The organism is Segatella maculosa DSM 19339 = JCM 15638 (assembly GCF_000382385.1).
Lineage (GTDB): Bacteria > Bacteroidota > Bacteroidia > Bacteroidales > Bacteroidaceae > Prevotella > Prevotella maculosa.
This window is the reverse complement of record NZ_KB908326.1, coordinates 92,370-104,627: the sequence shown is the minus strand read 5'-3', so window position 1 is coordinate 104,627 and position 12,258 is coordinate 92,370. Positions and strand designations below refer to the sequence as shown.

Genomic DNA, 12,258 nt, shown 5'->3' with positions numbered 1-12,258 from the left:
CTTTAGGATTTACTGACTTTGAACTTTGAACTTTGAACATTGACCTTTAGGATTTGCTGTATTAAAAATAATTTGCAGACAAGAAGGCATATAGGGACGCACGGTTCGTACGTCCGTTCTGCGCGGAACAATCAACTTGCCAATTTGTTTACTCGTTCACTGTTAACTAAAACGTGGGCGGACGCACGGACCGTGCGTCCCTACATGCTTCATATTGATAATCAACGACTTGGACCTTGCGTTTCAATCTCAGCCATTTTGTCGTGCAATATGGCCCATTTCACCGCACAAAATGGCTGAGATTGCACGGCGAAATGACTGAGATTGAAAACCGAAACGGCTGAAACGGAAAAACGGGGTGGGCGGAGGCGGAAAATAAGATCTTTAGGGTTGCTTTTCAGGGCAGTGTTTTTATCCGTAGAGATATAAGATTTCATCGGCATCAACGTATCGAACTTACTTGAGTGTGCTGCTCTTTTGTCCGTGAAGATATAAGGGGGCATATCGCCATTGAGCGTCTCACAGCCTTCAGCGAGGCGTTTCTATGTGATGAACACACGCAGGTTGTCGGCATCGAAGCGTATGTTGCCGCGCTGAATGAAACGCGATAGCGAACCGTCGGCAGCCAGTTGGCGCGGCGATCCCACGTGGAGTGCACCGCTATCCATGAGCCAAAGGCGGTCGGAAACCTGCAAAGCCTGTTCGATATCGTGCGTGGAAAGGAGGATTGTCTTATGGAGTTCGTGGGCCAAACGGCGCAACAGCTGCATCGTTTCCACCTTACTGGGGAAGTCGAGAAAGGCCGTCGGCTCGTCAAGGAATATCACCGGCGTTTGCTGGGCCAGTGCTTTTGCGATCATGGTCTTCTGCCGTTCGCCGTCGCTCAGCGTGCCTATCAACCGCGTTTTCAACGTTTCTATGCCCACCAATGCCAAGGCTTCGTCGACAATCCGGCGGTCGCGGTTGCGCAAGGTGCCGAAGAACCCGGTGTAAGGATAGCGTCCCATGCCCACAAGCTCGGCCACCGTGATGTGTCCGGCATCGGGTTTCGTGGTGAGCACCACGCCAATTTGCCCGGCACGTTCATGGGGCGTGAGATTCGAAATGTCCCTTCCATTGAGGCGAACGCAGCCTTCGAGCGGGCGGAGAAAGCCCGAAAGCGTGCGCAAGAGCGTCGATTTTCCCACGCCATTCGGGCCCAACAGGCATGTGAACTCGCCCGCCTGAAGGGCCGCTTGCAAGTCGCTTGCCACCTGTTTTCCCGTGTATCCGATGGTTAAATGTTCCAAAACGACGGTTTCCATGCCGCAAAGATACACTTTTATCTATAATCTTTTATAATTTTGCAAAGGAAAAGCGTAAGCTTTTAGCATTGAACTTTGGCGTTTGAACTTTGAACTTTATGATTTGAATGCTCATTGAACATGCTTCATTCTACACGAGTTACTCATTCAATTCCACATTCAACAATTCGCATTCAACATTCCCTCATATGTCTTCTCACACGCAACAATCCTCGCTCCACATTGAAAATATGACCGAAGGTGCCCCTGCTCGCGCCATATTGAAGTTTGCCGTGCCCTTGATTTTGGGCTATCTGCTGCAACAGATGTACCTGATTATCGACGCAGCCATCGTGGGTCGGTGGATTGGAGTGAACGCTTTGGCCGCCGTAGGTGCTTCAAGTAGCATCATGTTTCTCATCATGGGCTTCTGCAACGGGGCCTGTGCGGGCTTCGCAATTCCTGTGGCTCAGGCCTTCGGTGCTGGAGATTACCACAAAATGCGGTGCTATGTGAGCAATGCTTTGCGCATTGCCATGGTGTTTTCCGTGGTCATTACGCTGCTTTCATGCCTGCTTTGCGAGAAGATTCTCCAGCTTGTTAACACGCCGAATGACATTTTTCACGATGCTTATGTGTTCCTTTTCCTTCAGTTTTGCGCCATTCCTTTCACCATAACTTATAATCTTTATGCCGGTCAAATCAGGGCTTTGGGCAATTCAAAGCAGCCTTTTTATTTCCTGATTGTATCGTCGTTGGTGAACATTTTGCTTGACGTGGTGCTCATTCTGCTGCTGGGAATGGGTGTCGAAGGGGCCGGAATAGCCACGCTACTCAGTCAGGCTTTCGCCTCATGGCTGTGCTATCGGTTCATCAGACGCCACATGCCGATGCTCGTTCCACAGGGAGATGAACGACAATTCGACAACAAAAGGATAAGCATTCTCTTGAATAATGGCGTGCCAATGGGCCTACAATTCTCGATAACAGGCATTGGAATCATCATGTTACAGAGTGCAAATAACGCGCTTGGTACAGTATATGTGGCCTCATTCACAGCTGCTTTGCGCATCAAATACCTCTTTACTTGCGTGCTGGAGAACATAGGTGTGGCCATGGCGACCTATTGCGGACAGAACATCGGGGCTGGTCGTATCGACCGAATCAAGTCAGGTGTGAAGGATGCCATGCTCGTTATGCTCGTCTATTTCGTGCTGACCGTGGCCGTCATCTACCCATTTGCCGACGAAATGATGATGCTTTTCGTCAATAACGGCGAGCAGGAAGTGATTGCAAATGCCGCTCTTTTGATGCGCATCGCCAACTGGTTCTATCCTTCGTTGGGCATTCTTGTCATTCTACGCTACAGCATTCAAGGGCTCGGCTACAGCAATTTGAGCATGATGAGCGGCGTGATGGAGATGTTAGCCCGCTGCGGTGTGAGCCTTTGGTTGGTGCCGGCGTTGACTTGGACGGGCGTTTGCTATGCCGATCCCGTGGCTTGGGTGATGGCAGATTTGTTCCTTATCCCCGCATTTTGGTGGCTTATGAAAAGGTTAAAAGGTAAAAGCGTAAAACGGTAAAAGGACGTTTAGGCATAAAATGGCCGAAATTGAGCGATAAGGACAAGGAGTTTGTTGCTCAAACAAACTGAGAAGACAGCAAAAATAAGAAATCCGGCCGGCTCAGGGCAGGCGTTTTTCATCGGCTTTTCTTGCCCGTTGACAGTATTTTTATGGGGGAAAAGATGAAGCGATGGGGCATTTCGGCCCGCGAAATCTGTGGCTTCAGCCATTGTTTCAACGCGTCTTCGGTGAGCACGGCCCCTTTTTGAGGTTCTATCCGAGCGTGAAGTACCGAGCCGAAACGGGCGTCGGGAACGGCAAAGACCAGTGCTTCGGCAATCGAAGGGTGGGCTTTCAAACACGCTTCCACATGCTCCGGATAGACGTTTTCGCCCCCACAAACCACCATTTTGTCGGCTCTTCCGCGATGAAAATAACGGCCGTCGGGTGCTTGAAACACGCGGTCGCCCGTCGATTGCCAGCGATTTTGCCGACCGTTCATGGCCCATTTGCACTTCACCCACAGCGTTCCTACGCCTTCATCGTCGGCATCTCTGACGGCACATTGCATGCCGCGGATAGGTCTTCCGATGGAAACTTCATCACCACGAAGCAATTCTTGCGGCATAGCCAGCATGAAAAAGCCCGCTTCCGATGTGCCGTAAAGGTTGTAAAGCACATCACCCAAGCTCGCCGAAGTCCTCTCAACCAACAGCTTTTCCAGCCTGTCACCCCCGCTGATGAGGCATTTCAGCGATTTCATCCGGGCCTCGGCATGTTCCGATTGCCACAATCTTGCGAGCATAGCCGGCACGATTGGCATCACCTCTATGTGCTCTTTTGCTATCGTATCAAGCACATTCGTATCGAAATGACGCAAAAGACAAATCCGTTTGCCCATGACAAGCGAGATAATCAACGTGGCCAAGCCGAAACCATGATAGAAGGGAAGGACCAAAAGCACGCTCTGATAGCGGTCAATATGGACGTCTTGAAGCAGCGAAAAGAATGGAGAAAGGAACGCAAAAATGCCGGTTTGGCGGGCAGCCTCCTTGTAGTTGCCGCTCGAACCGCCCGTCAACACGCTGATGACTCCACCTCTTTTTATATAAGGAAGGGGAATGCGGACTGTCGACGGCTGTACTCTCATGCGCTTCATCAGCGTTTCGCACGATGTTTTCGGACAGGAATCGGGCACCGACATGGCTGTATTTTCGGCCTCATCATAGATGAAAAGTGCGAAAGGACGGGCCATCAGGTGGGCCAATTGTCGGCTTCCAAGGTCGGTGTTCAGCAGTTTCACGTGAACGCCCAAGCGTGAAAGGGCCGGCAGGAGCAAGGCCGAAGCCATGTGATTGCGGCACAGCAAGGCCACACGGTCGCCGCTTTTCAAACCGTAATCAGCGTACAATATACCGGCTAACAACCGTGCTCGGTGGTAAAACTCCTTGTAATCGATGCGCTCACCGTCGGCAATCAAGGCGCAATCTGCCGCATGATAGCGAGCCGAAAAGCGGAGAACGGCCATCAACGTGATGCCTTCGCGCAGCAGACAATCCAGCAATCGCATGATGCCGCGCGGCGTAATGAGATGCAAACGCACAAGGGAACGGAGCAAAGACAGGTTCATCGGGCGGCTTTTTGATAAAAGAATCGAACGAAAGGTGCAAGGAACGAGGCCACAGGAGCAGTCACCCAGGCCCACCACGGCTTGTAGGCAAAGCGATTACTCAAGGCCAATCGCAACAGGATTCCGGCGGCATCGTGGGCCGAATAAGCCGGAAGTGCGTGGTAGTTTGGGTTGACTTGCGACATTGGCGTGCGCACCAAAGGCAGATAGGCCACGTGGACACCGATGCCAAGTGAATGCCATTCGCACGCAGCTGTGCGGCACCAAACGTTAGAAGCGCACTTGGAAGCATGGTAAGCTGACCACTTTGGGGCCGGAGGATAAAGGCTACTGACCGACGAAGTGTAGACAAGTTGGCCGCCAGTTCGGCGCAAAGCAGGCAGTAAAGTGAGCGATAATGCCACCATGGAACGGTAGTTCAGGTCCATTGTCCGGTCGAAATCGTGCAGCCGGTCGGTTGCATCTACAAGGCTGCGGCAGATGGATTTGCCCGCATTACAGAAGAGAAAGTCCACCGATGGCAGCGTTTTTGCCAAGTCACCGCACACAGAATTCAATGCCAATCTGTCGCGTAAATCGACGCAACGGTAGCTTGCACGGCAACCCATCGCACGTGCTTCGCGACACAGCTCCTGCAATTCGGGCTCGCTTCTTGCCAGCAAATAGAGATTAGCCCCACAGTGCATCAGCCTTCGAACCAAGGCTTCACCGATGCCATGTGAGGCTCCCGTGACGACCACCCACCGGCCGTTGAACCGGTTTTTCAGTCGGCTTTCATGCAAACGGGGCGCAGGATAAAGGATAGAAGACAGTAGAGACATGGCTTTTTCTTAACAGATATAACAGTAAAACACGACGATTATCAGGCAGAACAGTAGGCCGATGAGGGCATTGAGGCTGCGGTTGGTGAAGTATTCGGGGTTCCGAGGGAAGACATCCGTGTCTGTCAGCGTGATGTCTCCGGCCGAAATCATGGCCTCGATGGCCTCTTCCCGACCGTAACCTTCGGCTTTCAGTGTATTGAAAATCCGTTGTTGGCGGGCATTAAGCAGCGTTGTAGCCCGAGTATTTCTTTCGTTCTGCTGCCGTTTCCAGTCTTCAAAAGCCTCTTGATAAGGCTTTTTGACACCGTCGAGCAATGGAGAATCAGTGATGAAAGCATGGTAGCTGTAACGCTCTCTCCCCTTGATTTCGTGATACAGCCAGCGCAAACAGGCACCAATGTGCACGAAAAATAATCTGAAGATGTGTGTCAGCAAGTCTCTGAACATGGTTTCACGGTCGATATGCAAGTACCTTTACGAGGCTATTCCGTTATTTCTATCAGGTTACCTTCGAAACCTTCGATGCAACTTTCATAGTAGCCGTCGCCCGTGATGCGTGGTCCGGAAACGATTTCATAGCCATCTGTGCGCAGTCGGGCAGTCAGTTCGTCCACTTTCTTCCTGCTTCCCACGCTCAAGGCCACGTGGATATAGCCCGTAACTTCCCGCTTTCGGTGATTAATCTCAATGGTTGGCTTGTTCATGAGCTCCAATCTTGTCCCGCCTTCGAATGAAATGAAGTAGGAACGAAAGTCGGTTTTCGGGTTATGGTAGCCGTCATTGCAGGCTGCACCGAAGTAGTTGACGAAGAAATCCCTTGCTTTTTCGAGGTCTTCAACATACATTGCCAAATGCTCAATCCTTGTCATTGCATTCTGTTTTTGCTTGTTTGAAGAGGTCGGGGCTGCATTGTTCTCTGCTTACCGCCCGTATTCTTCTCCCTGCAAACTTACGGATTTTTTCCCAATATCCATCAAATTCCGACAGAAATCATGCGACCTATCGGTTAGATGAGACCTCTATGGGGATACAAAGACAAAGGAAGCAGGCCTTATAGCTAGCTTCCTTTGTCGTGTATGTTATCCTGTGTAGTTTGTTTTTCTTACCTTTATGGCGGCTAGTCTTAGTGCAACCTTCCGGCAACGACGTCCCAATCGGCGATGTCCCAACTTGCCGCAATATGGTCGGCACGGCGGTTTTGGAAGTCCAAATAGTAAGCGTGCTCCCAAACATCAAGTCCGTAGATGGGCTTCAAGCCTTGGCGAACAGGGTTTCCTCCGTTAGCTTCTTTCGTAATGACAAGCTTTCCGTCTTCCTGTTGTGCGAGCCATGCCCAGCCAGAGCCGAAGAGTGTCGTCGCAGCCTGCGTGAATTGTGCCTTGAAGTTCTCGAAACTGCCGAACGAAGTGTTGATGGCTTCCAGCAAACGGCCTTCAGGCTGATTGTTTTGGCGTGGCGAACGGAACTGAGAGAAGTAGAGCGCATGGTTCAAAACCTGTCCGGCATTGTTGAAAAGCGGCCCATCGGGTGCTCCTTTCACGATGTCTTCCACGCTCTTGTCGGCCCATTCGGTGTCTTTCACCAGCGAAGTCAGCGTGTTCACATAGTTCTGCAGGTGCTTTCCGTAGTGGAAATTGATGGTCTGTTCACTGATAACCGGCTCCAAAGCATTGGTTGCATAAGGCAACGTTGGCATTTCTATTTTCATAATGTTTTCGTTTTTAATGTGAATATTCTTTGTTCTGTCAATCGTTTGCAGCCTTGTGTGACTTGATTGACATTGCAAAGATAGGCAAAGTTATCCTTTCCTGCAATCGATTTTATCTATCGGGCGATAGATAAATAGCCATTTGCCCGGCTACTTTGGCAAGAAAAAGCGAAAAAACAGCCTTGCCGACAGAGGTTTTTCACCTCTTTATGTGTATGCTTTCAACCAACTTGCACACAAAGAAAATGCGCCTCCCGTCAAAGGAGGCGCATGGTTATATCATTATCTTTTTGATTATTCAACAGTAAATGTAGTAACTTTCATCGAATTCTTTGTATTTTCATGATTGGGGTCACCGATAACAATACCGTATTCGCCTGGTGTGAGTCCTTCAAGCACAAGAAGATAAGAACTTTTACCATATTTCTTGGCCTTATAGTCTACACTTGAGAGATTGTTTGTCTCGGTTTTAGAGAGTGTTCCCGCTTCCGCGAGTTGGTATCTCCGCTCTTTTCCTTTTATTTCAAACTTAAATATGTTGATAAACGAGTTCGGATCAGTTTCATTATTGATTGCTTTAACGATAAGACGCGTCTCTGTTGAACCTTTTACTTGGCTGGTTGATTTTGTACCTTGCAGGGTAAGGCGTGATTTTACTTTTCCTATACCTGTAAGATAAAGGCTTGCGCCGGCCTTGGTCTTTACAGTTCCATTTTCCCGACTGAGTTTTACGCCTTGTGTGTTAGAAGTAAGCAGCAGAGTTTCTTCTGCAAATTCGGGTTCTTCTACTTTTACTTGCGCATAGGATGCGGTTGTAAGGCAAGTACTCACAAGGAGCATCATAAAGAATTTCTTCATAATTTCTGATATATTAAAGTTAAATTATAGCACAAAAATACGTTTTTTTCTTGATTTATACAAAGAAAAAGGTTATGAAATCGAAAAAAAATAATCGCATAACGGCTCGTCATGCTGGCCAATCATAATGAAAACCGCCTCTCATTTGAAGCTGAAAACAATGGAGACTTACCCTTATAAACGCCCAATCAGGCGCTGAATGCCCTCCAAATCAGTTGCAACTTGGATATAATCTGACCACTTTCCGCGAATCATTCCACGCTGTTGTAGGTCGTCAAGCAGGCCAATAAGCGAGTCGAAAAAGCCGTTCATGTTGTAGAGAATCACTGTTTTTGCGTGATAACCTATCGTGCGGCTGGCTGCCACAGTGAACACTTCATCGAGCGTACCGATGCCACCTGGCAATGCAATCAGCACGTCGCTCTGAGCCAATATCAGGTCTTTGCGGTCGCTCAGGTTGTCACATGCGATGTTCACATCAACCGAATTGCTAACGCGTCCGCCCTTTTCAACCACGCGGGGAATGACACCTATGGCCTTTCTCCCACCCTCATGGACGGCCTTTCCGATGGTTTCCATCAGCCCGCAATTGCAACCTCCGTACACAACATCATGCCCGTTGCGGGCCATCCAAGCCCCCAAATCCTCGGTTTTCTTGAAGTATTCGGCATCAATTCCGTTGTTCGCAGAACAAAAAACTCCTATTTTCATATCCGCAAATTTATTAAAAAAATCTGTGAAAAAGCTTTCGTTTGTCCATAATTTTATTACTTTAGCATCGGCAAAAGGATTTCCTACGACCGCGACAAAACGCTTTTTCAACGTCGAACCACGTCCGAAGGACATCAAAAAGCCACGGAAAAACAATTTAAAACAATAGGCGCCATGAACAAGAAACTGATATTTTGCGCCGTATTTGCCCTACTCACCGGGGCAAGCGGCATGGCACAAGAGAAGCTTTTCAATGGGAGCAGCGTGCAATCGCCCGTGAAGAACGCCGACGGAACGGTCACTTTCAACCTCTATGCCCCGCAGGTAAGGCAGGTAAGTGTGAGCGGAGACTTCCTGCCGACAGTGAAAATGAAAACCCCGAAAGGCGAAATTGACGTACCGGGAAGTGCACAACTCACGAAAAACGCACAGGGCATGTGGAGCTATACGACTGCCGTGCTCTCGCCGGAACTCTATTCTTACGCGTTCAACGTGGACGGATTGAACATCAACGACCCTGCAAACATCTACATGAACCGCGACATCAGCACCTACAGCAACATTTTTATAATCACTAAAACAAAGGGAGATAAGGGCTATCTTTACAGCGTCAACGAGGTTCCTCACGGCAATTTGGCCAAGGTTTGGTATGAAAGTCCGACGCTAAAAATGCAACGTCGCATGACAATTTACACGCCGGCGGGCTACGATAAGGATAAGGCTTACCCCGTACTCTACCTCCTTCACGGTGCAGGAGGCGACGAAAACGCGTGGAGCGAGCTTGGACGTGCGTCCCAAATCATGGACAATCTGATTGCAACAAGCAAAGCCAAGCCGATGATCGTGGTGATGCCGAACGGTAATCCCGACTGTCAAGCGGCCCCGGGAGAGTGGTCGAAGGGCATGTATAAGCCTACTTTCATGGCCAGTATCAGTCCGAAAACGCCCAAAGCGACCATAGAAGAGAGCTTTATGGACATTGTTAACTACGTAGACAGCCACTATAAGACCGTCAAAAGCCGTGAGGGACGTGCCGTTTGCGGCCTTTCTATGGGCGGAGGTCACACATTTGGCATCGCTCGGTTATATCCTTTGACCTTCGATTATTACGGACTTTTCTCCGCAGGATTGCATCTTTCAAAACCCATAAACCTGAAAGATCCGTCGCTATATGACGAGATGAAGGCCGACAAAGCGTTCCAACAACAGATGAAAACGCTCTTCAACAGCAATCCAAAGCTGTATTGGATTGCCATTGGAAACACCGATTTCCTTTACAAATCCAATGCCGACCTGCGCCGGTTCCTTGACAATAACCACTATAAATACGAGTATGTGGAGACCGACGGCGGCCATATCTGGCGCAACTGGCGCATCTATCTGACGGCGTTTGTGCAGAAGCTGTTCAAAGCCTCGCCCACCTCGTCTCGCTAAAAGGAGAAGAAAAGTTTCTAACCCGGCTGCCCTTCCAAGGCAAAGGGGGCCGGTTTATTGTCCAATCATAACATTCTCATGTTCTGTTTTCAAAGCGTTCTGCTTCCCTCTCCTTGGGTATAGGGCTGGGAAGCGGTGCTATTTCTCTTCAAATCGGGGCCGATGGAGCGGCCTTATGCTGTTCATCACCGCCAATAAAGCCACACCGCTGTCGGCAAAGACAGCCTCCCAAAGGGTCGCCACGCCTAAGACTCCGAGCACCATCACCAACACTTTCACGCCAATGGCAAAGACAATGTTCTGCAAAACGATGCGACGTGTGCGCCTACCAATGGCAATTGCCTCGACAACCTTAGCCGGTTCGTCGGTCTGAATGATGACATCTGCGGTCTCAACTGCCATGTCTGCGCCCATGTTTCCCATGGCAAAACCCACGTCACTCAAGGCCAATACAGGCGCATCATTGATGCCGTCGCCCACGAAAGCAACCCGTTTTCCCTCTTTCTTCAATGCTTCAAGATGCGAAACCTTGTCTTCGGGAAGCAAATCTCCATAACCTTTCACGAAACCATGCCCATGAAAGCCCGCTATCAGCTTGTCGATGAGGGCCTGTTTGTCGCCACTAAGCACCTGCATCAACTTGATTCCCTGGGCTTTCAGGCGTTGAGGGAGCGTAAAAATGCCCGCTTTCGGCGTGTCGGCCAGCAGAATATAGCCCACGAAACGGCCGTCATGGGCCACGGCAACGATTGTTTCTGCCACCTCATTCAAGGCCTCATCGTAGGCAATTCCCTGTTTTTTCATCAGCCGAAGCGTCCCAATGGCCCACGTTCCGCAGGTCATTCCGTAGCCGGGAACGTTCACTATATGGGCCGAATCGACTGTTGCAAGCGGCTTTCCCTGCATGAATTCGACGACAGCACGGGCTATCGGGTGACTGCTTTTGGCCTCAACGGCGGCCACAAAAGCCAAGTCTTCGGGCGAAAGACCCACGGTTTGCTCCACCCGAAACGCCCCCGTTGTGAGCGTACCTGTCTTGTCGAACACCACCGTATCAAGCATTGTGACGGCATCAAGCCCATTACTTCCTTTGAAAAGAATGCCTTTTCGGCTTGCAACACCAATGCCCCCGAAGTAGCCCAAGGGCACACTGATGACCAAAGCACACGGACAACTGATGACCAAAAAGACCAAAGCGCGCTGCAACCACATGGAAAACGCATAGTCTGTTGCCGAAAACAGCGAGGCCAACCACGGCACAACGACCACTAACACGGCCAAGGTTATCACCACAGGCGTGTAGACATGGGCGAAACGGTGGATAAATGCCTCGGTAGATGACTTGCGCTCGGCCGCCTCTTCCACCATTTTCAGAATGCGACTGATGGCACTTTCGCTTGCTTCGCGCACCACTTCGAGTCGCACAATGCTGTCGGTTGCAATCATTCCTGCCATAACTTCGTGACCCGTTTCTATCATTCGGGGCACCGATTCGCCCGTCAAAGCGGCCGTATTAAAGGCGGCCGGAGCATCTAAAAGGCGGCCGTCGAGGGGCACACGCTCACCGGGTCGCACTTCGATAACGCTGCCAATGGCCACCGCTTCAGGCCGTTCTTCGCGCCCATCTGCCAGCCTTGCGAAGTCAGGACGAAAGGCTATGAGCCGCTTGATACTGTCGCGTGCACGGTCGACCGCCCTGTCTTGCAGGCCTTCGCCCACGCAATAGAGCAACATAACGGCTACGGCTTCGGGGTATTCTCCCAAGAAAAAGGCGCCAATGGCAGCCACCGACATGAGCATAAACTCGCTGAAGAAGTCGCGTTCGTGCTCGATTTGCTCCCAAGCTTCGCGCATCACGGGCAGTCCCACAGGCATAAAGGCCACTATATAGATAAGGAGAACGAGGTAAGGATTAATGAACCCGAACGTCTCAACATTGTCAAGAAGCAGTCCTATCACTAAGAATACTGCCGAAACGACGATAAGTTTCCAGTTCATTTCGCCTCCGCCATGTTCATGGCTATGTGCTTCGTGTGCCATATTTCTTTATTTTGATTTCTAAAGGCAAAGGTATAAGTTTTTTTTCGCAACCGAGTTGCAAAGGAGAACGGGCCACTTTGCAATCGAAAGAAAAGGAATAAGCATTATGTTCCAAAGATGGAAATGCGCAAAATGGTTGAGAGGAACATGCAGAGATACACGGCCCGTGCGTCCGTTCTGCGCGGAACAATCAACTCGCCAATTT

At 50.1% G+C, this 12,258-nt stretch carries 11 protein-coding genes; 2 read left to right on the top strand and 9 right to left on the bottom strand.

What is annotated here, in order from left to right; genetic code table 11:
• Window positions 1–542: 542 nt before the first annotated feature.
• A complete protein-coding gene (locus H164_RS0108445; protein WP_019968210.1) occupies window positions 543–1,304 on the bottom strand; it encodes an ABC transporter ATP-binding protein in 762 nt (253 codons plus the stop codon).
• A 188-nt stretch (window positions 1,305–1,492) separates the two neighbouring features.
• On the opposite strand from H164_RS0108445, the gene H164_RS0108440 reads away from it, so the two are divergent.
• Complete coding sequence (locus H164_RS0108440) at window positions 1,493–2,866, top strand: MATE family efflux transporter (protein ID WP_025830289.1); 1,374 nt, start codon at window positions 1,493–1,495, stop codon at window positions 2,864–2,866.
• Window positions 2,867–2,984: 118 nt separating this feature from the next.
• Here the strand turns inward: H164_RS0108440 and H164_RS0108435 are convergent, their stop codons facing one another.
• From H164_RS0108435 to H164_RS0108405, 7 genes are all read right to left on the bottom strand, one after another.
• Window positions 2,985–4,478 (bottom strand): class I adenylate-forming enzyme family protein, encoded by a 1,494-nt coding sequence (locus tag H164_RS0108435; protein WP_019968208.1) that lies wholly within the window; start codon window positions 4,476–4,478, stop codon window positions 2,985–2,987.
• Complete coding sequence (locus H164_RS0108430) at window positions 4,475–5,299, bottom strand: SDR family NAD(P)-dependent oxidoreductase (protein WP_019968207.1); 825 nt, start codon at window positions 5,297–5,299, stop codon at window positions 4,475–4,477. The genes H164_RS0108435 and H164_RS0108430 overlap by 4 nt, the downstream gene beginning before the upstream one ends.
• Before the next feature lie 9 nt (window positions 5,300–5,308).
• A complete protein-coding gene (locus H164_RS0108425) occupies window positions 5,309–5,749 on the bottom strand; it encodes a hypothetical protein (protein WP_019968206.1) in 441 nt (146 codons plus the stop codon).
• 35 nt (window positions 5,750–5,784) lie between these two features.
• Window positions 5,785–6,171 carry a VOC family protein gene (locus H164_RS0108420; RefSeq protein WP_025830290.1) on the bottom strand — a complete coding sequence of 129 codons (387 nt, stop codon included), beginning with the start codon at window positions 6,169–6,171 and terminating at the stop codon, window positions 5,785–5,787.
• A gap of 254 nt (window positions 6,172–6,425) precedes the next feature.
• A complete protein-coding gene (locus H164_RS0108415) occupies window positions 6,426–7,013 on the bottom strand; it encodes a superoxide dismutase (RefSeq protein WP_025830291.1) in 588 nt (195 codons plus the stop codon).
• Window positions 7,014–7,304: 291 nt separating this feature from the next.
• Window positions 7,305–7,868 (bottom strand): hypothetical protein, encoded by a 564-nt coding sequence (locus tag H164_RS0108410; protein ID WP_019968203.1) that lies wholly within the window; start codon window positions 7,866–7,868, stop codon window positions 7,305–7,307.
• 174 nt (window positions 7,869–8,042) lie between these two features.
• Window positions 8,043–8,579, bottom strand: coding sequence for an LOG family protein (locus tag H164_RS0108405; protein ID WP_025830292.1), 537 nt, complete (start codon window positions 8,577–8,579; stop codon window positions 8,043–8,045).
• Window positions 8,580–8,753: 174 nt separating this feature from the next.
• Here H164_RS0108405 and H164_RS0108400 point away from each other — a divergent pair, with 174 nt between their 5' ends.
• A complete protein-coding gene (locus H164_RS0108400) occupies window positions 8,754–10,013 on the top strand; it encodes an esterase (protein WP_025830293.1) in 1,260 nt (419 codons plus the stop codon).
• Window positions 10,014–10,151: 138 nt separating this feature from the next.
• Here H164_RS0108400 and H164_RS0108395 read toward each other — a convergent pair whose 3' ends face one another.
• Window positions 10,152–12,053 (bottom strand): heavy metal translocating P-type ATPase, encoded by a 1,902-nt coding sequence (locus tag H164_RS0108395; RefSeq protein WP_019968200.1) that lies wholly within the window; start codon window positions 12,051–12,053, stop codon window positions 10,152–10,154.
• Between the last annotated feature and the right edge of the window lie 205 nt (window positions 12,054–12,258).